This window comes from Leptolyngbya sp. FACHB-671, assembly GCF_014695745.1.
Lineage (GTDB): Bacteria > Cyanobacteriota > Cyanobacteriia > Elainellales > Elainellaceae > JAAUTN01.
On sequence record NZ_JACJOV010000129.1, the window covers coordinates 124,808 to 151,032 of the forward strand.

Sequence of the window (26,225 nt, forward strand, 5' to 3'; positions counted from 1 at the left end):
CCTTATAAATAAATTGCTTTTATAGTTCACATAAAACCAGAGTGAACTAGTCATAACGTAATACATTTATTCACTGGAGCAGCATGAGTTACCCTACGCTAACCCCTCCTACAAATTGTTTGAATCACACTTTTCACCTCATAAATCTTTCTTGGGTTGAGGAATATGCGATCTTTTTTTCGTTGGTTAAGGCTCTATGGTCTTGCCGTCTATTGGGTCATTCTTTTAGGATTGATGTACCTGGAGACTATTGATAATCTTCCTATTCCAACTGATGCTGAAGGGGCAGCATTTGCCCAAAACTTTGAAGATGATTTGTCACGCAATGTTTTTGCCTCTTTGATTGAAATTACTTGCCTTTACTTAATTCTTCGTCCCTGGTCATTCACTCAGTCAGTCGGTAGAGTGGTCGGCACTTTGGTTCTGGTTCTGCTTTGGACATCTGCGCTGTTTTATGTTGCTTTGAACGCGGGAAGAGTAAGCAATGTCCTAAAAATTCACCTTTTGTGGCTGGTAGTTCTTAACTTGGGTTTAGTTGCGATTCTGATTTGGAGGGTTGGGAAGTTTTTGTGGCGATCGCTCCAACAATCACGTCAGCGCTGATCATGGCAATGCCCCTACGAAATTCATACATCAGATCAGCAATACCCCAATAGCCCTAACAGCACATTGAGTAGGATGATTACGACGAAACCAACTGTATCAATTCCATCAACTGTGTCGAGAAGATAGTGTTATGCTTACGCGCAAATTTTTAGCTCTGGCAATTCTAGGGGTGATTCCGATCGCGATCGCCTGTACCGATCAATCACGACCTCCTGCTCCAGAGTCCAGTTCTAGCTCTGCTGCACCGGATCTAAGCGATTCGTCTGCATCCTCAGAACCGCCCTTAGATACTTCTACAGAGGCGATCGTACCGGGACAATATTGTTACAGTGCTGACCAGCTCACGCAATCGACGGTGTTGCGCTTAACCATAGCAGCGGATCAAACCGTCACCGGAGACAGTCGCGCCACCATTAGCAACGAGGCTCAAAACTACTATTCCTCCTTTGCTCAAAAGATTTCCGGCTCTGTGGAAGGAGATCAACTAGCTGCCCAAATTCGCACCTGGATTGAGTATGACGTACAGGATACTGAAGAAACCTGGAGTATCACCCCCAGCGAAATCGTTACGCCAGACATGGAACTGGCTAGTGCCGATTGCGAAGAGGTGCGATCGCGCTTTACAAATGAGGCTGGCTTGGAAGCGAGTGACTTACTAGACTCGGCTACTGCTGTGCATACAGAGCAAGTCCAGTTTGAGGCAGGTCGTAATAGCACAGTGATTAACCATGCCGTTGTTGGCGGAGAACGGGATGTGTACTTGCTCAATGCCCAGGGAGGACAGCAAATGGAGATTGCCCTGACCTCAACCGAACAAAATGCCGCCTTTGATGTTGTGTCTCCTAGTGAAGATATTTTGACCACAGAGGCGCAGTCAGAAACAGTGCTTTTGCCCCACACTGGCGATTACCAGGTAATTGTTGGCAGTACGCGCGGCAATGCAACTTATGAGCTGGAAATCACGATTCCGTAAGCCCCCTCTTCACATGAATTGCACTGATATCAATTTCAACAGATTTCGCGACACATCAATTTCTGTAAGGGCGCACGCGGTGCACCCCTAGCCACATCTGCGACATTCTCAAATTACTCCCTCCCAGTTGAAAATTAGGTCCTAAAAGATTAGGGATGCACTCCCGCGCCGTGGGGATGCATCCCTAATCTTCTAATGGGAGAGTAAATCGGTATAACTGTTATGGCTACAAGATTACTGGTCGTTAGAGCGTTCGGAAGTTCCAGTTCTGCTAATTAGCCCTTTCAATACTTCTGCATAGGGTAAATTGTGCCAGTTCCACCGTTGTTCTGGGTGGGACGATTGCTCTGGATGGGGCTGATCGAGTCCGGATTCAGGACTGGCTTGACTCCACCAGATCCAGCGGCTAGGGTCAAAGTCGGGCTTACCGACAAGCCGTTTGTCGGGTCGATAGGGTAGGTTTTGCCAAACCCAGAAAGCGTACCAACCGAGGGCAGCGTAAAACACCAGCACTCCGCATACTTCCGCAAAAATCACCCAGCTACCTACTTCTGGAGCAGCAGTCACAATTGGCGTGGGATCAGGAGTTATCGTTTCAGCGCCTGTTGTCTCTAAGATTGCTTGCTGTGCGCCGGTTGAGACTTTGCTGCTGACCCATAAATAGCTTTTGACGACCAGCCAGGAAGCTCCTGATAGTGCCTGCCCCACCTTTTCTAAGGTAAAGGAAGTAGCTGTTTCAACGGAGTCTCCTAGACCTGTCGCAGCCTCCGTACCGAGCTCAGCCGTGGAATCTTGCAGGGTATGAGCAGCCGTTTGAAAAAAGCTGGTAGTCGAGGTGGTGGCGCTGTCAATCGTGCCTTGAATGGTGGCTTGAACAGATGACTGAGTGGACTGGAGAAAGTCTGTCGCGCTATGGGTCGTTTGGGCGATCGCCTGCTTAACCTGCGAGGCAGCATTTTGAAGGGGTTGGGTGCTTCCTGCGGTCAGTTGTCCGATGTTTTCCTGGGCTGAGGTGGCGACGGTGGCTAACCAGTGAGCGACTTTTTGGGACAGTTCGCCTGCTGCATCTTTAGTGGAAGCGATCGCCCCACTTGCTGTCCTCACAGCGGGAGTTTCTGTCCAATCAACAGGCTGCCCCTTAGCTTTCATCGCTTCACTAATTTCGGGCTGCTTGCTTAGAATGGCTTTAATCAATTTCACGGGAGCATTCCACAGCGTTACCCCGCTGGAGGAATCATCGGATTGCACGGCAAGCAGGGTGAGGATGGAGTTGATCAGTTGTGCAGTCATGGACTTGTAGGAGTGAGATGGTAGGAGGAGAAAATGGAAGAAGATCAGGATTTAGCGCCGCTGCTCAAGGCCAGCTACATCGCCGCAATGCCTGAAATCGTTAAAACTCATGCACTTAATTCAAAGGCGGTGCGAAACACAAAATCCCTTAGCGATACCGTAGGGATGACTCGTTTAGCTATTCATCTGGTGAGAGTTGAACCCGGAAAAGAAACCACCCAGTTTCACTTTCACCACCAGGAGGAAGAATTTATTTACATCCTTTCGGGTTGCGGCATTGCCGAAATTGGCGATCGCTCTGTAGAGGTCGCTGCTGGAGATTTCATAGGCTTTACGGCTCCCTCACTGCCCCACAGTTTGAGCAATCCGTTTGAGGAAGATTTAGTTTATCTAATGGGTGGAGAGCGACGGAGTTTTGACGTATGCGACTATCCGCGATTGCGTCAGCGTCAGGTGAGAATGGGGAGCGATCGCCAACTGATCAACTGGGATGACATGCAACCAACCCCTCAACCGCCTTCACCGTAAAACTGAGTACTAATTCTTAGAGGGAAGGCACCCCGCGAAGCGGGGTGCCTTCCCTCTAAGGCTTTCCCTCGAAGAATTGTTAGAGCCAAGGTGAAAGCTGTCTGCGTAGCGCAAACCCAATTAGCCGACTTGGGACGCTTGACGTGCGAACGATCTTAAACCGCAGGAAACGCCCCCGCGCCAGTCGCGCAATTCCTTTAAGGCGGGCTTGCAGTCTCGCGGTCACAAGCTGAAGCTGGTTGCCCTTCCCATCTTCCTGAACTGCGTAGGGCGGCAAAAACGCCAGCTTGCCATACAGTACATCCGCTCGATGTACAGCACTCAGCCCATTCTGCCGATGTTCTGGATTGGGTCGTCCGCCATGTTCGCCATAATTGCGGAAAGGAATATAGTTCCTAAACCGCCTTGCCCGCAAAAATCCTTCAACCTGTGAATCCCAAGTCGTGTAAGCGTTTGCCCCACTAGTTGCGCGAATTTCCTCGACCATCTCGACTAACGCGCCCGCACTTCGAGGTGTGAGAATGTAAGCCACCATCGCAGTCGAAAAGCCGCGCGCATAGCCACGCTCAGAAACGCTATAGATCTGCGGAGCACAGGTGTACAACCAGGTAATTCCCATATTTTGGTCATCTGGCTCGTAGGGCACTGGCAGCTTGCCCATGCCTTCAACTGGCACAAAATCTGCTTCAACAATCAGAGTGGGTTGCTCTGCCTCGGATGCCTGTTGCCAAGCCCGCTGATGGTTAAGCATGCAGAGATAGCTGGGCGATGAGCCGCGTAGCTCTTCGCGGTCAACCTGCCTCACCACTTCACATTCAAACCCCTCTTTGACAAGGGCTGCTTCAAGCACCTGAGTCGATTCGCGGTAGGCAATAATCAGAACCTTGCTAATCTGGTCAACTAATCGAAGCGCGCCAGGGTTCTGCTGATTTTGAGAATCAGTCGCTAACTCATCAGCCTTAGCCTGCTCAGTACTCACCATTGCCCGCCTTGCCCTTTACGAAACGACTCAAAAGCTACACCTTAGTAAAAGTTGATCGAAAGCTTAAAGTTTTAGTCTAAGTAAAAACCCTAAACTAATTGTATATTTAGAACTTAATTTATATAAATTTTACGGTTTGGGTTGAAACGAACAGCAAAACGAATTATCCGTGCTGCTTCGCACCATGACTAGATAAATTTAACTGAAAGCATAAGTTTTCCATAGCCGACAGATACGTAGAAATGCTGGCACGACTTTTACACAAATCGCAACTGAACTGCCCTAACTTCACCCAAAAAATACAATCGAGTTTGGTTCGTGAATCAAGTTATCCCTTAACAAATCGACGTTCCTGGCTGAGCAGAGCGACACTGAGGGTGACGATCGCCACTCCCAAAATCTGCACAACATTCAACCTTTCCTGAATCGTCAGCCATGCCAGGGCAACCGTTAGCGCTGGGTTGCTGGCGCCAATCATGGAGGCTGTAGTTGCTCCAATCAGACGAATTCCGAGATTGTTGAGCAAATGTCCAGCAAAGGTAAAAATAGCGGAGAGCAATCCTCCAATCCATAAAGCCAGCCACGGAAGCTGAGCCTCATGGATCTGCCAAACCAGCAAACAGGCTGCCGACAAAACTAATGTGGTGGCAAAGCTAATCCAGGTGAAAGGAAAGGGATGCAGTTTTTCAAAACTCTTCTGGGCAACGACGGTATAAAGAGCGTAAGCGATTCCAGAGGCGATGCCCGTGATGATGCCCAGCCAACTGCCACTGGTGCTGCTGGGGCTGACATGGGGAAGGGTCAAAAAGCTGCCCAACAGGACAAATCCCATAATGCTCCAACGCAGAAGGGACGGGCGATCGCCAAACCAGCGCCAGGAAAACAGCGCCGTAAACACGGGATAGGTAAAAAACAGCGTTAGTGCGATCCCGGCGGGAATTACCCCAATCGAGACGTAAAGCAACGCCAGATAGAGAAACATGAGAAGTCCTGCGAGGAAGGATTGCCCCAGAAGCGATCGTTGTTCTACCTGCCACAACTGACGGAGTTCTCTCCAGGCTGGCGGATGCAGCTTGGGTACTAGAAATGCCATCAACGGCACCACCAATACCATTCGCATAAACATCAGCAAAAACGAATTTTGCAGATTTGGCGTAACAAATCCACCCGTTTGAAACACCCCTAAAACAGCGTGTTGGTTGAAGAGAACCCTGACGATGACATTCTGAAAACAGAAAAAGAAGGAAGCGAGTAAAACAATTAAAAAACCGAACACAGCAATTTAGGTTAGGGACAGCTTGATCTTAAAGGTTGGGGAGTGGATAGGGAGAAGGAGTCATGAATTACTTCTCCCTATCCATTCCGCCCTATCCCTGATACTGAACCCGATATATCCGTCCATTCGGTTCTTCTGTGAACAGGAAGCTACCATCGGGCAGTACGAGTACCCCGACTGGACGACCCCAAGTGGTTGGGCCAGATGGATCGGTCAGAAACCCGGTGACAAAATCTTCGTATTCTCCGGTTGGGCGACCATTCTCAAACGGCACAAACACAATTTTGTAGCCTGTGCCAGCGCTGCGATTCCAAGAGCCACGGAAAGCAACAAACGCGCCATTGCGATAGCGTTCGGGGAAGGTCTCACCGTCGTAAAACTGTACCCCCAGAGCGGCTGAATGTGCCTGAAATAGGACATCAGGGGCTTTGGTTTGGGCTGCTAGTTCTGGGTTGATGCTTTGCCCACCAGAAGTTTGACGAGGATCAAGTCGGTCAGGGCTGAAGTAAGCATAGGGCCAGCCATAAAAATCCCCTTGCTGAATTCGGGTGAAGTAGTCCGGCACCAAATCATCCCCCAGACCATCCCGCTCATTCACCGTGGTGTAAAGTTCGCCAGTTTCGGGATGAAAGTCTAAACCAACGGGGTTCCGCAGCCCGTAGGCAAAGGTTTGTGGGTTTGAGCCGTCCAGATTCATCACTTGCACAGAGGCGCGGGGCAGCGGTTCGCGATCGGCGTTAGAACGAGAGCCGACGGACACGTAAAGCTGCTGACCATCAGGAGATGTGACTACGTTGCGTGTCCAGTGCTGGTTGTAGCCACCACCGGGGAGGTCGGCAATTTTTTCGCCGGAACCAGTAAGCTGCTGCTGCCCTTCAGTATAGGGATAGCGGCGGACTTCGGCAGAGTTGCCTAAAAAGAAAAAGCCATCGGCAAACGCCATACCAAAGGGAATGTTCAACCCGTTTGCGGCTTCAGCAAAGGTTTGGTTGACATCGGCTGCGCCATCGTCGTTGGTGTCTCGCAACAGGCGAATGCGGTTGTCTGGGGTTTCTGTCACCAACACGTCACCGGAAGGCGTTAAAGCTAGCCAGCGCGGTTCATTTAGCCCTTCAGCAAAAACGTTGACCGTAAACCCTTCGGGGACCTGCAAGGACGGATTCTCAGGAATGGGTACGACGTTGGGCCGCTGAGAAGCGCTTTGACTGGCGTAGGGTTCGGGCAGGTCAGCCGGAGTAATGCGAATGGGCGTGGGCGTTAAGGGTTCAGTCGGAATCAGGTTTTGCGGTTGAGGTGCTTGAGGGACCTCAGTTTCAGCAGATTCCATTTCGGCAGGTTGAGATGTAGATTGAGCGGAGGTTGTTTCTTGCTCCAGGGTTGCTTGAGTTTGAGTGCAAGCAGCGATCGCCAGCGCGATCGCCACCATCAAAAAACGTAAGGGACTCATCGCAGAAGGTTCCTATTACAGCGAAACATCGTGAACACACTCTGGTGCATGATCTTTCTTCGTAATAACAAATTTCAGCGGTTTCAGAATTGCGATCGCCTTGTGAGTTAACGCTGACGAATTGCAGGATATTCAATCAGAACGGGTCCTTCTGGAATAAATCGAGCCTGATAGTTGGTTTTCTTGTTCTTTCCTCGCAAGTTGCCGATGGGAACTGCCTGCTTAAGCTGCTCTAACTCTTGCACCTCCCAGAACACTGCCCAGGTTGGAGCGTCAGTTGCAGTGGACGGGGGACGATAAATCGATTTACCCGGATAGCGACCGCGACGAGAGCCGACATAGCCCACATACAGTCCCCGCCAGGTCACTTCTGGGTTTAGGGGTTGATCGCCTTGGGCATCGGAGGCATAGATGAAGACTTCGATCGCCTTTCCATTCCGCAGCTTTTCGACTTCGCCCAACACCTCGAAGTCCATGCTGCCAAAGGCAACTTTGGGCGAATGGTCAGGCGGCAAGTCGTCAGAATCAAGTTGCGTGGCGATCGCCTCTAACCCTGAAATCAAGTGCCTTTCTGGAACGGGGGCAAGAATGGCGAAGGCATTAGTCTTTTGCATGAATCAAACACCGTTAAACAAAAAAGCAGCTTTTCTAGCCTACAAGGATGGATTAACTTTTGGGGAATCAGAAATGTAATCGCCAAAGGAAACAGGCGAGCCATAGAGTTCTCAAACCTTACCTCTGCATCTCAAATCACGCTTAATGACCTGATCGCCCGGATTAATTCTTTTGGCTCCACAGGTTTTGAAAGGTGAAGTTGGAATCCTGCGGCGATTGCCTGCTGCCGATCCAGTTCTCCAGCGTAGGCAGTCAGGGCGATCGCGGGAAGGGTGCCGCCTTGCTCAGGTGCCCATTTCCTAATTTGTCGAATCAGGGCATAACCATCCATCTCTGGCATCCCAACATCACAGAGCAGCAGGTCAGGCACAGACTGGTTGAGGAGGGTCAACGCCTGGATAGCGGAAGCGGCAGTGGTCACTTGTGCCCCAGACTGGCTGAGAACAAAGGACACCAACTCTCGCATATCGGCATCATCATCTACCACCAATATTTGAATATGGGACAAGTCTGTTGGTGCTGCTAAAGGCTCATCCTGAGTGGATCGCACCTGACTGACGATATTGAGTGGCAGTTGGACGGTAAAGGTTGCTCCCAAATCTTGTCCTGGACTCTCTGCCCAAACCGTTCCGCCGTGCAGTTCGGTGAGTTGACGCACGATCGCCAATCCCAATCCGAGTCCACCAAATTGTCGGGTTGTGGTGCCGTCCTCTTGGCGGAAGTAGTCAAACACGTGAGGAAGAAACTCCGGCTTGATCCCTTTTCCAGTGTCTTTAACTTGAATCTGAGCAGATGCGCCAACTTGCTCTAACTTGACCTCCACGCGCCCTCCCGGTGCCGTGAATTTCACCGCGTTAGAGAGAAGGTTCCAAACTATTTGCTGAAGCCGATTTGCATCACCCGAAACGGTGCCTGAAACGGGATTCAATATGGTTTGAATTTGTATCTGTTTTGCTTCGGCTGCTAAACGGACCGTTTCCAAAGCAGATTGAATGATGGTAGCCAGATTCACAGATGCCGTGTTTAAGACCATCTTTCCTTGTAGGATACGGGAGATATCCAACAAGTCTTCAACGAGTTGCGCCTGTAGCTTGGCGTTGCGTTCAATTGTTTCTAGAGCCTGTTCGGTTTTGGTTGCGTCTAATTGTCTATTGCGTAGGATTTTCGTCCAGCCCAGAATGGGATTGAGTGGCGATCGCAATTCATGGGACAGCACCGCCAAAAACTCATCTTTGACGCGGTTAGCGGCTTCTGCTTTGGCCCGATCCTGTTGGGCTACCTGATAGAGCTGAGCATTCTCGATTGCCAAAGAAGCGCGACGAGCTAATTCCTCTGCCAACTGCAAATCGACTGAGGTGTACTGCCGTCCAGACTCAGCAGCAATGAAGGAAATTACTCCTATCGTCCAGGACTGAGTTCGTAGAGGCACCGTCATCACAGAACTAAAGCCAACCTGTCGCAGAATTTCTAAATGCTCTGGGTCATGAGCCGCCTGCACTAGCAGCTCATCGGGGATCTCCGGCACAAAATCGGGCTGTCCAGTTCGCAGAGTGAAAGCAGCCCCACGAGGAGAATTGGGGTCTAACGGATATTTGTCCCGAATCTGATAAGCCCATTCCAGCTTAGCGGGGTCGATGTGAGCAACCGCAATCTGGTCAATCGAGCCATCTTCTTCAACCGTGTGAACGGTACACCAATCTGCTAATTTCGGTACGGTAAGCTGTGCAACTTGCTCCAACGTGGTCTGATAATCCAGGGAAGACGCCAGGACCGCACTTGCCTCAGAGAGAAACTGTTGGGCAAGCTCTAACCTGACGCGCTCTGTCACATCAACAACATATACGAGGACCCCTTCGACCTGATTGTTTGAGTTGACCGTTGGTAAATAGTGAACGTTGTAATAACCAGGACGGCGATCGCCTCGTGCGGGTACATTTAGTGCGAGATTTGGCGAGATAAAAGGCTCTCCCGTCGTGTAGATCCGATGGAAGACCTCAACTAATGTAGGCTCGAACTCACCAAAAATATCTGCAATTGAACAACCCAAGTGTTGTTCGCGGGTTAATCCATTGATTTCAGCTAACGCTTCATTAATGGCAACATATCGCTGCTCACCGTCTAACCATGCAAGTCCAATTGGAGATGTTTCAAAGATGGTTGCCAGTTGATGTTGAGCCTCTTCTGCCTGCGATCGGGCAATGCGTTCACGCTCAAGCAATTGTTCTCGTTCCTGTTCAACTTGCTTGCGCTCCGTTATGTCAATCACAACACCAATTGAGTGCTTAGGATGTCCTTGCGTGTCGTAGGAAAACAACCCTCTTGCTTCGACCCAGTGAATCGAGCCATCTGACCAGCGTAGGCGATATTCGTGATGGTACTCGCTTTGCTCCTGCATCGCCTGCTGAAGCTTTGCTTCCGTTTCTGCCAGGTCGTCAGGATGAACTCGACTTGCCCAAATCTCGTAGCTCGGTTCACACTCACAAGGCTGTAGACCTAGTATGGTGAAATGCCCTGCTGACCAAGCAATTGTACCTGGCTGTATATCCCAGTCCCAGGTGCCCATCCGTCCAAGTTTGAGTGAGAGTTGCAGACGAGCTTCACTTTCCCGCAATTCTGCTTCTGCTCGCGATCGCTCCACGGCTAACCAGGTTTTTTCAGCGGTTCGCTCCAGCATTGCCACCTCTTCTTCGGTCCAATGGCGAGGAACTGCATGATGCAACGCCAGCAGCGCCACAAATTGCCCTGATTTAACCAGGGGAACACACAGAACAGACTTGGTTTGAATTGCATCAAAAGCCGCCGCTCCAACTCCGGCCGTGCGAGGATCGCGATCGACATCCTCGACCACAATGGTTTTACCCTGCTTCAGCTCGACCACAATTTCAGAACCAAACGAATTCATGTGGTGTCTGCCAACAATGCTGTTCACCCCGTTACAGTAATCGCGATCAACAATCACATATTCTTGAGTAGGATCAATCTCACCGTAAGTAGAACGAGTGACATTAAAGTGTTGCCCTGTAGCGCTCACAACCCGCCACATAATATCCTTCGAGTCCTGAATAGTGCGAATGGCATCATTCAGTTCAATCAAAAATTGCTGCTGACGTTCCTTTCGCTGAAGCTCTTCGAGTAAGGCTTCTGCCTGCTGACGGGCTTGTACTTGGGCCGTGACTTCGATTCCATGAATCAAAATACTGTCGATGTGACCGTCAATATTTCTCAGCGGCAGAAAAACAAAATTGAAAACTCCTTCAACTAAATTGCCGCTACCATCTGTATCCCAACAAGACAGGTACTCATCTCCTTGAACAATCTCCCCAGTTTGATAGACACGATCATGAATCTCAAAATAGCCCTGACCTTCCATTTCGGGAAAGGCTTCTCGTGCCGTTTTGCCAATAATGTCTTCACTACGTCCAGAAACGGTAAGAAAGGTGGAGTTAGCCAACTCAAAGACGTGCTCAGGCCCTGACAACACTGCAAACATGGCGGGGACTTGCATGAGAATGTCTCTCAACCGCTGACGTTCATTTTCGGCTAATCGTCGGGCAGTTTGTTCTTGCTTTAGCAGGCGATCGCGCTCGGCTTCAATCTGCTTGCGCTCAGTAATATTGAGTGAAACACCACTCATACGAATACCGCGCCCAGCCTCATCCAGATAAACACGTCCCTGGCTCTTGATCCAGCGATGCACTCCATCTGGACCAATCACCCGATACTCTTGAACATAGGACTGGTCACCCGCAAGTGCCCGTTCAGCCGCCTGCACAATCTGTTGCTGATCTTCTGGATGAATCACCGCCATGAAATCTTCTGCTGTCCCAATGTGAACGCCCCAAACCTCTGCCCCATTAGGAGAACATACAACCTGGTTCGTTCTTAAATCCCTATCCCAGGCAACCATTTGGGCCGACGTAAGAGCAAGCTGTAACCGTTCTTCGGTCTGCCGTAGGTCTTCCTCGATTTGCTTAAGGCGAGTCACATCCTGAAACATGCCAATGCCGACCGCAGGATGTCCATGCATGGCGGGCAGCGTTTCTCCCCAGCACAGGGTTGAGCGAATGCCGCCGGGGGTATACCAGTTCATCTCGTAGTTCTCTAGCCGTTCTCCCTGGGCGATCAGCACCGCAGGCATTCGTTCTGTGGGAATGCGATCGCCATTCGCATCGGTGCAGTAATAGGTATCAACATACTCATCCAGGGATTTGTTTTTGGGTAAATCACCCCCTGCCAACTGGTTTGCAATTCGATTGGAGAAGGTGACTTTTGCCGTTCCCGGTTCAATAAACACCATCGGCGTTGGCATTAAATTCAGCACCGCTTCTAACCATTTCTGCTGGTTCTCCAGTGCTTCCGTTGCTTGCTTGCGTTCCGTCACATCCCGAAAATAAACGGCTACCCCCTCTGCCGAAGGATAAGCACTGGCTTCTATCCAACGTTGAATTGATTCACCAAATTCTTCCCATGTAACAAGAACTTGTTCTGCGACTGCCCGATGCATGGCTTGGTAGGCGACTCCACCTACCAATTCAGGAAAAACGTCGTTCCAAACGTGTTTGCCAATCAGTTCTTCTGGTGTTGTGTGCAGAAGTTGAGCTGCTGCCTGATTCACATAGGTGTAGCGCCAGGCCCGATCAAAGGCAACAAAGGCATCCGTAATGCTTTCCAGAATTATCGCGACCTTGTGCTCTGTTGCTTTGTCTGCCTTTGGAGTATCTTCTAAAAGCGCCTCTAATTCTTGCTTCTGATGCTGCAAGGTGGCAATTTCATGCTGCTGCTCCAGGATTTGATTTTGCAGCAAAGTGATCTGAGCACTACTCTCACTGAAATCGGTAGAATGCTCATCCTGGAGGCTACGAGCAAAGTGCTCAATCACCTCAGAGCGCGATATTCCTTGCTTGTGAGCTGCCTGATCGAGCGATCGCCACGCTGTACTGGTGAGAGAAATGCTAATTCGTTGCTTAGTCTCTGAAGCCCAATTGTTGACAAACTTACCAGTCGCATCGCGTTTCATGGAGCAGCAGTCCGTATGCGTAAACGGATCTTCATTCAAACCGAGTTTATTGGGAAAGAGAATCTGTCTTTAGGAAGATGCTTTTATTCAGCTGGAGTTGAATAAAAGCATCCTCTAGAACCGAGATCTGTAGTGTCTAGCAGCTCATAACTGACTGTCACTTTAAGACTCAGCCAACAGAATGATCGCGTCCTGAGGCTTAAACTCGACAAGCTGATTTTTGGATGGATTAATCACAACGCCATAAGATCTCGCCAGGTTATTGGCATCCGCTTTGCACCGATACCCGATCGCTGACTCTCCTCGTTTTTTAGCAGACTCAACAATCGTATAGAAGTTAACGGGGCGATCGATCTCAACATAGTCCGCGACGGGTTTGAGGTAAATCTCCGATCCTTCTGGGCTGAATAAGTCGCTCAGTACAGCATTAATGTTCTTCTGTTCAGACACTTGCGCCAGCATCAAACTGATGAGCTGCTCACTGATGACAAAATCATCTGGACGAGCAACTTGAGCGAGCGCTTGATTTCTTACATCCAGAATTTCGGTGACTACCTGAAAGTTATGGTGATGGCGATCGGAAATATCCCGCAAATGCAGCAGTGTTACCAGAGTTTGGGCATCTGCTTGCTCAACCTCCAAGCTTGGATTGCATAGAACAACAGCATGATTGTATTCGGTTAAATTGAGGCTTTCTAGCACTTCTCGATCGGCTGGATCGCCCTGTTGATAGCGCACCGTTTGATTCTGTAGTTTAAGTGTTTCTTCTGACAAATCGACTTCGGCATCTGGAAACTCAGCTACGACCGTCACAGTAGAACCAGACGCAACATACTGATCGAGCTGCTGAATGATCATGCAAACGCGATCGTTCCAGCCCAAAATCAAAGTGTGTTCGGCTCTGGCTAAAGCTTGTTTTGCTGCCCGAATAGCTTGGGAATCAATTAACGTATCAGCGAGATTTGATAAGTGAATGGTGTCGTCATCTTCACTAATTAAGATAATTTGTTCCCCTGCTTGGATAGGGGTATGAATGGGCGGATTGAGTTGAATCGCTCCATCAACGCGCTGAATCCCAATTACAGTGGAGTCATTGTAAGACAGAAGCGCATGACCATACGTCTTTCCCTGTAGTGCAGGCTCCGTTTTAAAGTAGATCTCATTCCCGCTAAAATCAAGCAGATCCATATAAACCACAGACAATCCTGATTGCCGACAGGTTTGTACGACGATACGCGAGATTAGGTCATTCGTTAATAATGTTTCTACTTCGCTTTGCCCAATGATGTTGATCACATCCAGGGTTTTAGCGGTCTGGACCTGAGCAACAATGTGATAAGGCTGAGAGTGCGATCGCGGAATATTAGTAATCGCTAATAGTGTCTTCACTAACTGGGCATCTGCATGATCTTGAGCAGAATTCAGGATAATGATAGAGCGCGCAGTTTGAATGTTCACGATTCCCAGGTCAGCCATATTACTGGGGTTGCCAGTGCGGCAAACTAGCCGAATTCGAGGCAGTCTCCCTAAGGTACTCTGAAGTGCCGTTTCCATTTCCACTTTGTCTGCTTCACTGAGGATAACAATGCAAGTATCGGGTCGGTTGGCATTTGCCAGAGCTAACTCAGAGATTAGGGTAAAAACCTGGAGCGACCAGCCCAAAATCACAATGTGATCGGTTTCGATTACCCGTGAGCGACCCTGGCGGAGGTCTTCTAACTTTGCATCAATTCCACTACTGAGTAGACCAATGAGGGTACTCACTACAAAGATGCCGCCAAAAGTGACAAATAGCATAGTCAGGCGAAACACCCAGCCCGTATCGCCGCCGACCGTACCTGAGTCGAGCGTTCGCATCAGCACCCCCCACACAGCTTCTGGCAAACTGAGGCGATCGCCATCTTCTGGTGCAATTCCAGACAGATTGACCAGAACTGCCATCAGCAAGATAAACACGAAAGAAACTAGTGCCAATCCACTGACTAAGGCGACAGTACCCTTAGCCATGAAGTTGTCAAACCTGTAGCGCAATAGGTTGGCAAGGGTGCTGTAGCGGGTGCTGCGAATTTCTTGAGGGCTGTAGATCGGTTTTTGCATGGGAGAAGCGGGAAACGATGTGTCGCTGAGTGCTCTAAGATATCAGAGGCATAGGGTAGTATGCCCGATTCAATTCCAATCTTCATGTAGTCAAGGAAATTGTTGAAAGTTTGTAATCTTGCAACTTGCTTTGTAATCTTGCAGCTTGCACATAATGATTAAAAATGAAAACGGCTGTAAAAAGTGATTTGTGCAGAAGACAACGTTGTTTGTCAGATTTATAAAAAAGTTTTTATCAACGGTTTATTGTGAATTTATGGAACTCTCGGATATTGAATGACAGAGCAAAAACGTCATTGAAATGCAGGAGATTTCCGATGAGTTCTCAATTAGTGCCTCAAAAAGCGGTAGCTAAACCCAGATTAACTTCAGCTTTCAAACAGCTATGGTCAATTCACTGGATCATGGCAAGTGGCTATTTGTTGCTATGGGTTGGAGGGTTTGGAATGGTACGGCTACCAGAAGATACAGCCCTGCAGGACAACGCTTACACCTTGCACAAGTCAGTTGGTGCATTAACAATGGCATTGCTAACTTGGCGAATCTTTATTTTGCAGCGCGTCTGGTGGCGCAAGTATACGCGCCGCTTGCCCAAGTTTACAGGTGAGTGGATTCGCACATTCCTGCTGCACACAGCAATTTACCTGTCTATGCTAGCAGTTCCTCTGAGTGGATTTCTTCTATCTAATTCTTATCAAAGCGGGAATGTTCCTTTCTTCTGGATTGCGACGCTACCGGACATTTTTCCTGAGAAGGCGGCTATTGTAGAGTTGGCAAGAGATCTACACTTCTGGATCGCGTACACATTTCTAGGATTTGTTGCGCTGCACCTGGTTGATCAGAAGAAGTATGTGCGATCGCTCTGGCGACGAGTAGGCAAAGCCTTGAAAAAAACATCACTTAACTAGCCCTACTGGAGTGCAGTTCATCATGGCTCAATCAATATCCTACTTCTCTGTGCAGCAATACATGAGTTACTTGCAACAGCAGATGACTTATGTGAACTCAGGGAGTGTCCATACTGACGAAACTGCTTCTGTTAAATTCTCAAAGCAGCAGCGAATTCATTTAGAAATCCTGTTTTCTCGCCAACTGAGGAGGTTGCCATGAGTTACATGCCTCCTCTCAGGCAATGGCGGCAATGGTTTAACAGTACCCGTCCTCGGATCTTGATCTGGTATTTTTTACTCACTACCTTCTCTGGGGTTGCATCTATTTTGGTAACTCACCATATTCTATATGAGCGGATTCGTGACCACTCTCAGGAATATGTTTCACGCCAAACCGATGAGTTTCAACAACTTGTGCGTGAGTATCGTCCAAGTTCTAATGCATCCGCTGGACAGCAAGTTGCTACGATTTTTGATGTTTTCCTGTCCCAATACGAACCAATAGATGCAGACGACTATGCGATCGCTCTCCTACAAGGCGAGGTTTATCAATACACTGACCTGTTTCCAACGGAATTGCTAACACAAGATGCTGCCTTAATTCAACAATGGGGACAGTTAGTGAATGCCGAGCAAGGAAGCGTCAATACTTCAGCGGGTGAACTGTTTTACATTGCGGAACCTATCATTATTGATGGACAAGCTCAGGGAGTGTTAGTGATTGTTCACTGTGCTGATAGTATTTATCAGTTGGTGGATGGAGCAGTGTTACTGATCATTCCGGTCATGTTGGGGGTCATGGGAATTGCAGCGGTAATCGCCTGGACAACCGCAGGACAAGTGCTGTCTCCGCTGCGAACGTTAACTGAAACCGCACAGTCTATCACCGAGTCGGATATGACTCAGCGAATTGCGGTAGAGGGCACAGACGAAATTGCCAAATTGACGACCACTTTTAATGCGATGCTAGATCGACTTCAGGTTGCGTTTGAGAGCCAGCAGGAATTTTTGAAAGATGCTGGTCACGAATTGCGAACCCCGATTACCGTGATTCGCGGCTATCTCGAAACTTTAAAGTATCGCCCGGAACGACAGGAACAAACGATCGCACTGGCAATTGATGAACTCGATCGAATGAATCGCCTCGTCAATGATTTATTGCTCCTGGCAAAGGCAGAACGACCCGATTTTCTCACGCTCAAGTTGGAAGAATTGGACTGGTTAACCGAGGAACTGTATCTCAAAGTCCGTTCTCTAGCAAATCGACAGTGGAAGCTGGAATCGAAAGGTTTAAGCCCAATTCGGGTCGATCGCCAGCGGATTACCCAAGCTGTAATGAACCTAGTGCAGAATGCTATTCGCCATACTCAAGTAGGGGATGCGATCGCCCTCGGTTCCTCAATCCGCGAAAACCATGCTCACATTTGGGTGAGCGATACAGGAGAAGGAATTGCCCTAGAAGATCAGGTGCGTATTTTTGAACGCTTTGTCACCACAGCACAGGAAACTCAGGGCGAAAATCATGGATTAGGGCTTTCTATTGTGGAAGCGATCGCCCATGCTCATGGCGGCCGGGTTGAGCTTTCCAGTCATCCCGGTCATGGTGCTACCTTTACGATTGTGATTCCACTTGACGCTACTCCAGCCACTATCCATGAGTCGAATTCTCATCATCGAAGACAATCTCCGCATCATCGACTTTCTGGAATCCGGGCTACAGGCACACGGCTTCACGACCATCGCCGTTAACACGGGGCGAGAAGCACTGCAAGTAAGCCATGCCGGAGATTTTGATCTGGTGATTTTAGATTTAGGGCTACCCGATCAAGATGGGTTAGCCGTCCTCAAAGCCTTTCGCGGACAGGGACAAACCATTCCAATCATTGTTCTTACGGCGCGAGATGGCGTAGAACATACGGTCGCTGGATTGGAGGGTGGCGCAGATGATTACATCACTAAACCCTTTAGCTTTGAAGAATTGCTCGCCCGCATTCGAGTGCAGCTTCGCAATCAAGTACCCCGCACTCAGCCAGATACTTCATTGCAGGTGGCTGATATCACACTAAATCTGTTGACTCGTCAGGCATGGGTGGGCGATCGCTCCATCGAGCTCTCAGCCCGAGAGTTTCTACTCGCAGAATTTTTTCTGCGTCATCCAATGCAAGTACTTACACGAGAACAGATTCTCGATCGTATCTGGGGATATGACTATGACCCCGGCACTAACATTGTCAACGTCTATGTCGGGCACTTGCGAAAAAAGCTGGGAGACAATCGTATTGAAACGGTTCGGGGTGTAGGTTATCGGCTACGGGTCTAAAGTTTTGTGGCTGATAGTATGTAGCAATTCCTTCTGTCAAAGCAATCTTCCTGCTAAACCAAGGACAAACCAGTTCTGTTCAGCTAGAGCCAATCGCCGCCTATCAGCTTCACAGTATGGAACTCATTCGGCTGACAAGCAACGAGGCTAAACCGCGCTGCTCTGTGTATCGTCAATATTTTCAACAGCACCTGGGAGAAGTCAGATGAGTACTGACTCGGCGGCATATCCCTATTAGCCTAGCAGCAGTTTGCCTACCGATACGTCTACGCTATGGGACCAGACAGGCAGACGCTGAATTGTATGAGGCATTGCTGGCTAGAGGACTGTGTCGCAAAGACTTCTGCCAAGAGGAAACATGCTCCCGTCAGTTAATTGTATAAGCTCAAAGGAACAAGTTCGCCAGTATCTGTCAATCCCAACCATATTTTCTGTTGGGGATGAATATATTGTCCGGTAATGGCGCATCTCTCCTCTTTGTGTGCGATCACGCTAAAAGTTGCTCGAATATTTGACATGGACAACCGAGATGAGTGGAAGTGCATTGTTGTAACTTCTTGATCCGAGGATCGCCTACTTTTATCAGAAAGCGATGCAAAGCCATTTTCCACTTGGGATAATTCCTTATCATCTGATATTGTTTGTTGCTCCACAAACTGCCAAAGTATATCTCGGATGAGAGCCTGATAGCCTTGCTCACCGGAAATTTCTCGCAATCGCTCTTTTAGCTCAGATTCCAACCGGATACTCGTGACCTGCATCTCCGGAGTAGTACCTCGTTTGCGTGTATTCATGATCGAACGTCCTAATTTTGATCAAAGAGTGGACAACCCAATACTACAAGTGTAGTATGTAATAGCCCAGACTTGTAACACGAATACTACAGCCTTTCATGATACGCCTTCTCCTCGCCACCCCAAGCAACACCATATCGTGCCAATCCCATCCAGGTTTAGGCGCACTGGCGCTGTCTGCGTTCGAGGGAACGTATCGCTTTAGCGGCGGCAGATCCGTCAGGAAAGGCATTGATGTCCGTAAAAGCATTGATATAGCAATTTATTCGGATCGCATTCACTCCGAATCGTTCAATTCAGATCAACTGACCGCAAGCGGGAGGTGCAGCGCAACCCTGACACCCACCTAGGGAAAACCATATCAATTTCCCAAACCCCCGCTCCTAGTCATCAGAGGCGGGGGTTATTTTTTGAGGAGTAAATTACCCATGTTAAAGCTGAATTACACCGAAGTCGGACTGTACATGGAGCGGACGATGACCGCACCCGAGATGTTAATCGCACAGCGCGTCGTTCTGGCAATGCGGTTAGGACAACCGCTCCACGTTGAACCAGGTCGTGCCTCCTTTCTATTACCTGCTGATATTCCTGAACTGGAAGAACTAGCGATCGCGTTGCAGCAAGAAGGCAGCTCAACTGTCACGCTCATTCCTGTAGATCAGGAGTTTGTAGAAGTGAGCCTGAACGGAAGCTGGGTTGCCGAAAGCAAAGAGGCTCACGAAGGGATGTTTCTAACGGCGATAAGCGATTACCCCCAAGAGGGAACTGCTTCGCATCGCACCGAGTTCTTCATCTACAAGCTATGGCAAATGAGTGAAGCACACGTTTCTTCTCTGGCGTAATGGACAACTCTGGTAGAAGAGGGGGATACAGACATTTTGAGGCACTCTCCCTCTCCCTTCCAAACTCCCTCCCAAAAAAGTTGTAGTATGCCCTTGACATTTTGTAGTACGTTGTATTATATTTGTAGCATGAGATGAGACACAAAAGAGCTAATCCAATGACTACTCGCTCCCTTCAATCAATAGGTCTTCTCTCGAAGTGTTCGGAGTTCTTACAAACTCATTTCTCTGGTGCTTCTGCACCCCTTCGAGATAAACCTTCTAATCAGGGATCATCTTCAACCCAACGTATTAAAGCAATTCATCACCTCCAGCAAACTCATTACCTGGAACGGCGTTGCTTCCTCTAATTCCTGCTGACATCAGCGAACCTGAACCTTGACAACTGAATCGCCACCTTGGGGATGTAGCTTAGTCTGAATCAAAGCAGTCGCTGTGCCTCTCAAGCACGGAGAAGCGGGTGCAACTCCCGTCGATACTTCTAAATGAGGATGTAGCTCAAATGGATAGAGCGCCTGTCTTCGAAACAGGAAGCTGCAGGTTCAACTCCTGTCATCCTCGCTGTGGGGACGCGATTGGTGTTCGACTGCTCCGAAGCCAACAAACGGACGGTTGCAGGATTGGGGTTCGATTCCCCACGTCTCCACCAAACTTTTAGATTACCCCTCCAGGTCGCCAAGTGGGAAGGCGTTGGTCTGCAAAACCAACTATTCGCGCGAACCTTCGGTAGCGCTTCGCGAGCAATTCCCGCCCTGGAGTCCAACCATTGCAGTGTCACCTAATGGTTAAGGTACTCGGCTCATAACCGAGCTTATGTGGGTTCGACTCCCACCACTGCAACCAATGCACAGATAGTGTAACGGCAACATCACGGTCTCCAAAACCATTGTTCGAGGTTCAAATCCTCGTCTGTGCGTTGTCGTGCCCTAACCGGAAAAGCTTACATACTCGCCCAATAGTAAAGGCAACTGTTTTAAAAAACAGTCCCATACAGGTGCAAATCCTGTGTATGAATAACAGCTTTTTCAACTTGCACGACATTACCACGACGTTGATGGTGCAGAAGCGAAGTGGACGAGCGGCACGTCTTTAAAATCTTTGAGAACGTGGTGTAACTGGATGAACACATCAATCTACGAAACCGAAGGGTGAAGGTTCAACTCCTTCCGTTCTCGCCAATTGTGGAGGATACCGCTGAATGGTCGGCAACTGGCTTTGAACACCAGGGTAGTCCTTGGGCTAGGGGTTCGATTCCTCTATCCTCCGCCAAAACGGGAAGTTGGTGAATCTGGTGCTCACGTGCCGCTGAAGACGGTGAGAAGGCAGTTCGATTCTGTCGCTTCCCACTCGTGAGTATTGATCATCTTCTGCAAGCCTTTCAAAGTGTAGCTTGCAACAGATTGACTACTCACTCGTTGCCCCATAGCTCAAGGGCGGAGCGGGCAGCTATTAACCGCACGGTTATAGGTTCAAATTCTGCCAGGACTACCAAACTTTGGGAGTGTCGCCTAATGGATGGGCACCGGTCTTCTAAATCGGCTTGTGTAGGTTCGAGCCCTACCACTCCTGCTATTGATTCAAGTTATTGCCAGGTGGCAATCGTGGGTCTGTAGCTTAATTGGGAAAGCGTCTGCCTTGCAAGCAGAAAGATGTCGGTTCAAATCCGACCAGAATCCACTGTGACTGAACCCGAAGTGGTGGAGGGGCTGGTCTGTGACACCAGTGTTAGCGAGTTCGACTCTCGTCAGTCACCCCAAATGGAAATTGCGGTCGATGGGCGACAACCTGTCTCGAAAACAGGCGTGCAGTCAATTCTGTAGAGGTTCGATTCCTCCAGTTTCCGCTGATGGAAGGTGCCGCTGTGTGGACGGCAACTGGTTTGGAAAACCAGAGGATAGTGTAACGCTACCGAGGTTCGACTCCTCCTCCTTCCGCTGTTTTGTTGATAAGTAAGAGGCGATAGCAATGGTACATATTCGCTTTGAAGGGCGACCCCTTGCAAAGTGAGTATATCAAAAGAACAGAAGTTAGGAGTATTTAAGCAACGCCTTTAACTTACCTAAATGCTTCTCTAGAGATACTTTAGCAGTCTCGACTTGTTCAATTCTTGTTTTCAATGCTTGCACTAGCCGAATGTGAACCTGTTTATCGATCGAATGCTGAAACACTGAAGCCATATCTTGCTCAATCAAAGCAGTTTGAGCTTTGTCATGGCTAACAGTTGCCTTGCTCATACTCATTTGACACTTGCTTCTCAAATCCGAGCAAAGATCTTCTAAAACTTTAATGCTTTCCTGTAAACTCTGAGTTCCCGATTTTAGAGATTCTTCATAGGTTGATGAATCTGACGGGTTTTCAGGATACAAGACTGCTTCCTTCAATCGTTTTAGCTCATCATCAATATCATTGTAGCTCGTCAAAACCCGGCTCCTTGAAGCTCAAACTCTTCTGACAAATTTAGTCTCGACAAACCTATCATTGGACTAGCTAAACCTATCTGTAGAGCGATGAATTTCCTGTGATTCAGATCACTTCATAGAAAAGTAACAAGAACTATGAGAGAGGCAAAAAGATGTTTTAACTACATTTACTTTGGCGATCGCTCAAAAAGCAATCTTCATAAGTGAAAAAGCATAGGAATTTGCAGCAATGGACAAAGCACGGCAGACAAAAATCAGCAGATACCTCAGCAAACATCTGCGGCATACTCCAGAGCATCTTGGACTCACTTTGGCTCCTGGTGGTTGGGTAGGCGCTGATGAGCTGTTGTCTGCTTGTGCAGCCCATCAGTTTCCTCTTACTCGTACAGAATTAGAGGATATAGTCGCCACCAGCGATAAACAAAGGTTCTCGTTTGATGAAACCAAAACTCGTATTCGTGCTAATCAGGGACACAGCACTGAAGTCGATTTGCAACTAGAACCCCAAATTCCGCCAGACGTGTTGTATCACGGGACGGGCGAACAATCTGTTCCTGCAATTTTGCAATCAGGGTTGCTCAAGATGTCAAGGCATCATGTGCATTTGTCTGGAGATGTGGAAACTGCCCGAAAAGTGGGAATGCGGCATGGTCGCCCTGTAATTTTGAAGGTTGATACTGCCCTCATGCAGCAAGCCGGATTTACCTTTTACTGCTCAGACAACGGGGTCTGGCTAGTAGATGAGGTTCCACCTCGATATCTCATAGTGCTAGAAACCGATAGCTAAGGGAATCAATATACGTCTACATCAGTTTGGTGACATCAAAATTCTGGACAAATATTTAACAGTGAATACAACTGTGCAGTGATCTACCAGGTTTATTTCTCTGTAGCGATCGCATCATCCGATGCTTCAGATCTTTGAGCAAGAGAGTATTGAATACTCCCCTCCCCATATCCCAAGTCATATTGGCTGGCTTGTTCGGGATCAGTTTCAGGAGGTTGTTTGGAATAGCCCATTAGTGCATCTGATTTGCCACGGCTAAACCAATCTTCTTGAGCAACTTGCTCTGGTACATTTGCGGAGTCATCAGCAACCATACTCACCCTTCTTCCTTTACACAATCACGTTTACATCAGTTTTACTCTAGTGTACTCATCGGGGAATAACGTGCAGCCACCTTGCGACAGAGATAGACAACCTACTGCAATGAAGTGCCAATCATGACTGATATTCACAAACTACTGAACCAAATTGTGAGTAACCAAGCACAACTGCAATCCACTCAATTTCTGTCACCCTGCGTCAAGGATAGACGAAGTCAAACCTGTCCCTGTGCATCTGGTGAAAGAGGGAGTTGTTTTTGAGCAAATCATCTTCGCTGGAATGGCAATTTCTGTTGGTTTGGAGAAGTCGATCGCCGTTCTGATAAGACCTAACCGTTCAATCATTAAACCTGTAGAATTGGCGCTGATGAACGGGTATGGTTCACGGATCTCAATTCCCTCTGCGGGACATGGCATTGCCATGTCCCTACGAAATTGATACATCAGATCAGCAGTGCCGTAGAATTTGAAGGATAATGTACGAAGTTCAAAGAGTTCTGGATTTACCTGTACAGGAGTTAGCCGAAATGCTGGCTGAGAGCAAAACGGCTGGCTTTCGAGCAATCGATCGCTTAATCAACGAGTGGAGGGCAGGAGTAAATCGATTCGATCGCCCCGGAGAAGCATTATTCCTGGTAAAGCAGGGAAACCACATCATTGGCATCTGTGGGTTAAACCATGATCCCTACGCCAATTCAACTCGGGTTGGACGAATACGACGTTTATACGTGATGCAGAGCGATCGCCGTCAGGGAGTTGGGCGATCATTAGTTCACCACGTTATCCAAACAGCACTGAGTTTTGATTGGCTCCATGTTCGTACAACCAGCCCTATTGCAGGTTAGTTCTATCAGTCGCTTGGTTTTACGACCTGTGATAGTGAGTTTGTTACGCATGTTCTGAACGCGACAACGGTTCACCTGAAAAATCTTTGAGAGGATCTGCCAAGCGTAGTGCAGGACACAGTTCCATAAATGACGCTGCTTTGCGTTCGGCATCAGGATTGTGAACGTGAGCAGGCGTTGGGCAGACAACTCCCTGCAATAAATCGTTCAGACCATAGGGCGTGAAAAATTGCCATTGTCCCTGCTGATCCAACTGCACTCCGACTGCGGTTGCCGTGTGGAGCCAGTCTGCAACTCCATCTTTAGTGCTGTGATAAGGTCTACGCCCTGTTCGCCAACGAGCAAAGCTGGCTTGGTTTTTCACATCAAATTTGTAATGAGGAAACTGTTTGCTCAAGTCCGCCTTTGCTGCTAATTCTTGAGCGCGATCGCCTGCTAAATCAAAAAAGGCAATATCAAAATCATTGATCACTAATTTACAATCTTCACCCAAGATTGCTTGCCAGACTGTGTTTCGCACTGCTCCACCTGCTAACCACCAGTTTGGTAAATTGAGCTCTGCGAGCGCAGGTAAGACAGAGGCGATCGCAGAGCCTTCCAAAATTTGCTGAAGCCGTTTCAAATCGTCCATATTTCTAGAGTTTTGTGTAACTGAACTCACCATTATCGACAGTGAACAGCGAGAAAAGCGTTGTCTGATTATCGCTGAGAGGTTATCTAGTTGGACGATGCAATAGTTCTTAAGGCAACGTAACCCAGGTGCCATGAAAGCCATAGGGAACGCGCTGCGGCATCTGGATGCGGGCGACAGCCTCACTCGTCATCGTTTGAGTGCTGATGATCACTAACTCCGATCTGTCCTGAGTTTCATCATGCACAAAGGTCATGAGCCAACCATCATCCTCCGAAGTCCCGTTTGGTCGTGGCACAAATACACCTTCCCCGCCATAACGACCTTCACCAAATGAGTGTTTCTGAACACTCTGTTTATCCAGATCGAACTTGAGTAGACCATCAAACTTTGGCATTTCGATTGGCGCAGTGCTGCCCGCGTATCCGTAGCGGATAGGTCTGCCTAGATACTGTTCATTGATTCGAGGAAATTCACAGGAATGATCATCCAGCGTCTGTTCCTGCACAGTTCCCGTCTTCAGGTTGAACTGCCAGCGGTAGAGCAACGGCACATCAGTTCTAACCTGACGATTATCTCCTTCGTGGGAACTGGGAGATGCGCCTAAAACACTGGTGCTGTTTGTCCGACAGGCAATTAAAACGATATCATCGCCTTCTTCATACGCATTAAGGGTGTGGAAGACATAACAGCTCGGTGCTTCAAACCACCGAGTCGACTGGTTATCACTGTGCCGAGGCAAAATCCCAAACCGACTAGAGCGATCGCGCTCAAAAGCAAAGGCAGGTTCTCCCCGTTGCAGCCGTTCCAACCGAAAGGTGAGGGGTAAATCCATAAAAATGGTGTAGTGTTCTGTGATGGCAAAGTCATGCATCATCACTCCCACAGGCAGGTCGATTGGGACAGTTTGCAGCAATTCTCCCTGGGCAGACACAACGCTGTATTGAACATAGGGCGGTTGCCCCAGAGAGTAGCCAAAGAACATCATTTCCCCTGTCACCGGATCAACTTTGGGATGGGCAGTGACAGGGGAAGACAACTTACCCTCAAAGGTATATGTGCCGCTCGTGTCTAAATTGGGCAGCTCAATTGCGTGAGGTTCACCCCCTTCCCAGAGAGCCAGCAGGCGATCGCGATGCCACACGAGAGCTGTGTTTGCGACATTCTTGAAGCCTTCCTGCGAGGGTTCGAGCAGTCCCCCAAATAATGCCTGCCCTGCTTGCCGCTCTTGCTTAAACCCTCTAGTCTGAATGTAGCGATTGCGGTAGCTTGCCTTGCCATCCTGAATGTGAACACCATGTAGCATCCCATCGCCATCAAACCAGTGATAACGACCTAAAGGTGGAAACTGAGGATTGGGCCCGTTGCGGACGAACATTCCATTTAGCTCAGGTGGCAGCTCACCAATGATGGTTAATTGCTCAACAGTTAACTCTGTTTGGACGGGGGCAAAGTTGTCAGCGAGGTAAGGGTTGAGGGTGGCTGTCATGGGTTTGAGAAATAACCTGCTTCTCCCTTGTAGCAGAAATGCCCACTTTGCGGTAC

Annotated in this window: 25 protein-coding genes, 10 tRNA genes and 1 other RNA gene; 24 read left to right on the forward strand and 12 right to left on the reverse strand. The window is 48.7% G+C overall.

Annotated elements, in window-relative coordinates:
- Nucleotides 1–165 precede the first annotated feature (165 nt).
- Nucleotides 166–603 (forward strand): hypothetical protein, encoded by a 438-nt coding sequence (locus H6F93_RS19325; protein WP_190684068.1) that lies wholly within the window; start codon nt 166–168, stop codon nt 601–603.
- A gap of 133 nt (nt 604–736) precedes the next feature.
- Nucleotides 737–1,579, forward strand: coding sequence for a hypothetical protein (locus H6F93_RS19330; protein ID WP_190684071.1), 843 nt, complete (start codon nt 737–739; stop codon nt 1,577–1,579).
- 234 nt (nt 1,580–1,813) lie between these two features.
- Here the strand turns inward: H6F93_RS19330 and H6F93_RS19335 are convergent, their stop codons facing one another.
- A complete protein-coding gene (locus tag H6F93_RS19335) occupies nt 1,814–2,869 on the reverse strand; it encodes a hypothetical protein (RefSeq protein ID WP_190684074.1) in 1,056 nt (351 codons plus the stop codon).
- Nucleotides 2,870–2,902: 33 nt separating this feature from the next.
- On the opposite strand from H6F93_RS19335, the gene H6F93_RS19340 reads away from it, so the two are divergent.
- On the forward strand, nt 2,903–3,397 hold the full coding sequence (locus H6F93_RS19340) for a cupin domain-containing protein (protein WP_190684077.1): 495 nt from the start codon (nt 2,903–2,905) through the stop codon (nt 3,395–3,397).
- A 79-nt stretch (nt 3,398–3,476) separates the two neighbouring features.
- Here H6F93_RS19340 and H6F93_RS19345 read toward each other — a convergent pair whose 3' ends face one another.
- The 6 genes from H6F93_RS19345 to H6F93_RS19370 all read right to left on the reverse strand — a co-directional run bounded on the left by H6F93_RS19345 (nt 3,477) and on the right by H6F93_RS19370 (nt 14,831).
- On the reverse strand, nt 3,477–4,379 hold the full coding sequence (locus tag H6F93_RS19345) for an LPS biosynthesis glycosyltransferase (protein ID WP_199313829.1): 903 nt from the start codon (nt 4,377–4,379) through the stop codon (nt 3,477–3,479).
- Nucleotides 4,380–4,707: 328 nt separating this feature from the next.
- Nucleotides 4,708–5,655, reverse strand: coding sequence for an EamA family transporter (locus H6F93_RS35340; RefSeq protein ID WP_190684079.1), 948 nt, complete (start codon nt 5,653–5,655; stop codon nt 4,708–4,710).
- A 91-nt stretch (nt 5,656–5,746) separates the two neighbouring features.
- On the reverse strand, nt 5,747–7,102 hold the full coding sequence (locus H6F93_RS19355; RefSeq protein WP_190684083.1) for a PQQ-dependent sugar dehydrogenase: 1,356 nt from the start codon (nt 7,100–7,102) through the stop codon (nt 5,747–5,749).
- A gap of 107 nt (nt 7,103–7,209) precedes the next feature.
- Nucleotides 7,210–7,716: a hypothetical protein gene (locus tag H6F93_RS19360; protein ID WP_190644429.1), complete on the reverse strand. Its 507-nt coding sequence runs from the start codon at nt 7,714–7,716 to the stop codon at nt 7,210–7,212.
- Between the two features lie 131 nt (nt 7,717–7,847).
- Nucleotides 7,848–12,734 carry a PAS domain-containing protein gene (locus tag H6F93_RS19365; RefSeq protein ID WP_190684086.1) on the reverse strand — a complete coding sequence of 1,629 codons (4,887 nt, stop codon included), beginning with the start codon at nt 12,732–12,734 and terminating at the stop codon, nt 7,848–7,850.
- Between the two features lie 162 nt (nt 12,735–12,896).
- Entirely contained in the window at nt 12,897–14,831 is a 1,935-nt protein-coding gene (locus H6F93_RS19370) for a CASTOR/POLLUX-related putative ion channel (RefSeq protein ID WP_190644427.1), read from the reverse strand.
- A 317-nt stretch (nt 14,832–15,148) separates the two neighbouring features.
- On the opposite strand from H6F93_RS19370, the gene H6F93_RS19375 reads away from it, so the two are divergent.
- From H6F93_RS19375 to H6F93_RS34735, 5 genes are read left to right on the forward strand one after another with little or no spacing between them, the layout of a single operon-like run.
- Nucleotides 15,149–15,739 carry a cytochrome b gene (locus H6F93_RS19375; protein WP_190684089.1) on the forward strand — a complete coding sequence of 197 codons (591 nt, stop codon included), beginning with the start codon at nt 15,149–15,151 and terminating at the stop codon, nt 15,737–15,739.
- 22 nt (nt 15,740–15,761) lie between these two features.
- A complete protein-coding gene (locus H6F93_RS19380) occupies nt 15,762–15,941 on the forward strand; it encodes a hypothetical protein (RefSeq protein ID WP_190684092.1) in 180 nt (59 codons plus the stop codon).
- Complete coding sequence (locus H6F93_RS19385; protein ID WP_190684096.1) at nt 15,938–17,470, forward strand: sensor histidine kinase; 1,533 nt, start codon at nt 15,938–15,940, stop codon at nt 17,468–17,470. The genes H6F93_RS19380 and H6F93_RS19385 overlap by 4 nt, the downstream gene beginning before the upstream one ends.
- Complete coding sequence (locus H6F93_RS19390) at nt 17,376–18,041, forward strand: response regulator transcription factor (RefSeq protein ID WP_190684098.1); 666 nt, start codon at nt 17,376–17,378, stop codon at nt 18,039–18,041. Before H6F93_RS19385 ends, H6F93_RS19390 begins: the two co-directional genes overlap by 95 nt.
- A gap of 50 nt (nt 18,042–18,091) precedes the next feature.
- Complete coding sequence (locus H6F93_RS34735; protein WP_199313838.1) at nt 18,092–18,250, forward strand: AAA-like domain-containing protein; 159 nt, start codon at nt 18,092–18,094, stop codon at nt 18,248–18,250.
- A 162-nt stretch (nt 18,251–18,412) separates the two neighbouring features.
- Here the strand turns inward: H6F93_RS34735 and H6F93_RS19400 are convergent, their stop codons facing one another.
- Nucleotides 18,413–18,835: a hypothetical protein gene (locus tag H6F93_RS19400; protein WP_190684101.1), complete on the reverse strand. Its 423-nt coding sequence runs from the start codon at nt 18,833–18,835 to the stop codon at nt 18,413–18,415.
- Nucleotides 18,836–18,933: 98 nt separating this feature from the next.
- Between H6F93_RS19400 and H6F93_RS19405 the strand changes: the two genes are divergently transcribed.
- The 13 genes from H6F93_RS19405 (at nt 18,934) to H6F93_RS19460 (ending at nt 21,612) form a co-directional block, all read left to right on the forward strand.
- Nucleotides 18,934–19,185, forward strand: coding sequence for a hypothetical protein (locus H6F93_RS19405; RefSeq protein WP_190684103.1), 252 nt, complete (start codon nt 18,934–18,936; stop codon nt 19,183–19,185).
- 78 nt (nt 19,186–19,263) lie between these two features.
- Nucleotides 19,264–19,677, forward strand: coding sequence for an alr0857 family protein (locus H6F93_RS19410; protein WP_190684107.1), 414 nt, complete (start codon nt 19,264–19,266; stop codon nt 19,675–19,677).
- Between the two features lie 487 nt (nt 19,678–20,164).
- Nucleotides 20,165–20,238 (forward strand) — tRNA-Arg (locus tag H6F93_RS19415).
- A 4-nt stretch (nt 20,239–20,242) separates the two neighbouring features.
- Nucleotides 20,243–20,326: a transfer-messenger RNA gene (gene ssrA / locus H6F93_RS35860) on the forward strand.
- Between the two features lie 16 nt (nt 20,327–20,342).
- Nucleotides 20,343–20,439 (forward strand) — tRNA-Cys (locus H6F93_RS19420).
- A 5-nt stretch (nt 20,440–20,444) separates the two neighbouring features.
- Nucleotides 20,445–20,520: transfer RNA gene (locus H6F93_RS19425), tRNA-Ile, on the forward strand.
- Nucleotides 20,521–20,522: 2 nt separating this feature from the next.
- Nucleotides 20,523–20,593: transfer RNA gene (locus H6F93_RS19430), tRNA-Trp, on the forward strand.
- A 184-nt stretch (nt 20,594–20,777) separates the two neighbouring features.
- Nucleotides 20,778–20,855 (forward strand) — tRNA-Arg (locus tag H6F93_RS19435).
- Nucleotides 20,856–21,174: 319 nt separating this feature from the next.
- Nucleotides 21,175–21,246, forward strand: a tRNA-Arg gene (locus H6F93_RS19440).
- A gap of 34 nt (nt 21,247–21,280) precedes the next feature.
- Nucleotides 21,281–21,354 (forward strand) — tRNA-Ala (locus tag H6F93_RS19445).
- 2 nt (nt 21,355–21,356) lie between these two features.
- Nucleotides 21,357–21,433, forward strand: a tRNA-His gene (locus H6F93_RS19450).
- A gap of 3 nt (nt 21,434–21,436) precedes the next feature.
- Nucleotides 21,437–21,520 (forward strand) — tRNA-Ser (locus tag H6F93_RS19455).
- Between the two features lie 4 nt (nt 21,521–21,524).
- Nucleotides 21,525–21,612: transfer RNA gene (locus H6F93_RS19460), tRNA-Ser, on the forward strand.
- Nucleotides 21,613–21,704: 92 nt separating this feature from the next.
- On the opposite strand, the gene H6F93_RS19465 is transcribed toward H6F93_RS19460, so the two are convergent.
- Entirely contained in the window at nt 21,705–22,097 is a 393-nt protein-coding gene (locus tag H6F93_RS19465) for a hypothetical protein (protein WP_190684111.1), read from the reverse strand.
- A gap of 229 nt (nt 22,098–22,326) precedes the next feature.
- Between H6F93_RS19465 and H6F93_RS19470 the strand changes: the two genes are divergently transcribed.
- Complete coding sequence (locus tag H6F93_RS19470) at nt 22,327–22,884, forward strand: RNA 2'-phosphotransferase (RefSeq protein WP_190684114.1); 558 nt, start codon at nt 22,327–22,329, stop codon at nt 22,882–22,884.
- A 92-nt stretch (nt 22,885–22,976) separates the two neighbouring features.
- Here the strand turns inward: H6F93_RS19470 and H6F93_RS19475 are convergent, their stop codons facing one another.
- Complete coding sequence (locus H6F93_RS19475; RefSeq protein WP_190684116.1) at nt 22,977–23,198, reverse strand: hypothetical protein; 222 nt, start codon at nt 23,196–23,198, stop codon at nt 22,977–22,979.
- A 286-nt stretch (nt 23,199–23,484) separates the two neighbouring features.
- Between H6F93_RS19475 and H6F93_RS19480 the strand changes: the two genes are divergently transcribed.
- Nucleotides 23,485–23,643 carry a hypothetical protein gene (locus tag H6F93_RS19480; RefSeq protein ID WP_206755750.1) on the forward strand — a complete coding sequence of 53 codons (159 nt, stop codon included), beginning with the start codon at nt 23,485–23,487 and terminating at the stop codon, nt 23,641–23,643.
- A gap of 37 nt (nt 23,644–23,680) precedes the next feature.
- A complete protein-coding gene (locus H6F93_RS19485) occupies nt 23,681–24,049 on the forward strand; it encodes a GNAT family N-acetyltransferase (protein ID WP_190684122.1) in 369 nt (122 codons plus the stop codon).
- Nucleotides 24,050–24,092: 43 nt separating this feature from the next.
- Here H6F93_RS19485 and H6F93_RS19490 read toward each other — a convergent pair whose 3' ends face one another.
- Together H6F93_RS19490 and H6F93_RS19495 are read right to left on the reverse strand one after the other, a co-directional pair.
- On the reverse strand, nt 24,093–24,680 hold the full coding sequence (locus H6F93_RS19490; protein ID WP_190684125.1) for a nucleotidyltransferase family protein: 588 nt from the start codon (nt 24,678–24,680) through the stop codon (nt 24,093–24,095).
- 109 nt (nt 24,681–24,789) lie between these two features.
- The gene (locus H6F93_RS19495) at nt 24,790–26,169 is read right to left on the reverse strand and encodes a carotenoid oxygenase family protein (RefSeq protein WP_190684128.1); all 1,380 of its coding nucleotides are present in this window, start codon (nt 26,167–26,169) and stop codon (nt 24,790–24,792) included.
- Nucleotides 26,170–26,225 lie beyond the last annotated feature (56 nt).